This window comes from Burkholderia sp. SIMBA_051, from assembly GCF_046534915.1.
Classification (GTDB): Bacteria; Pseudomonadota; Gammaproteobacteria; order Burkholderiales; family Burkholderiaceae; genus Burkholderia; species Burkholderia ambifaria.
Genome location: NZ_JAWRXS010000425.1, coordinates 1 through 262, shown reverse-complemented (window position 1 = coordinate 262; position 262 = coordinate 1). Strand labels below are relative to the sequence as shown.

At 56.9% G+C, this 262-nt stretch carries 1 pseudogene; it reads right to left on the bottom strand.

The annotated features are described in order from the left end of the window. Window positions 1–138, bottom strand: a pseudogene (locus SB771_RS35135) (LysE family translocator); the annotation flags it as partial. Window positions 139–262: the final 124 nt, after the last annotated feature.

Here is a 262-nt window from a genome sequence, read left to right as displayed (position 1 = left end):
CCGGCCAGTGCCGCCAATGAAAGCGGTTATGAAACCGTGACGCGCGGCCACGTTAATCGACAGTAGATTGTTCGGTCCGGGCGCGAGATTGATCGCGAAGCAGGCGGGCAGAAAAAATAGCCAGGCGGTGATGGACATGACAGGCTCGCACGATGAACAGGCATTTCGACGCATCTCGCGGCGCAACGGCAGGCTCTCGCGACACTCCTGGATGATTGTAGCGAAACCGACTTGCATTCATGCAATGACACCCTCAATTCAC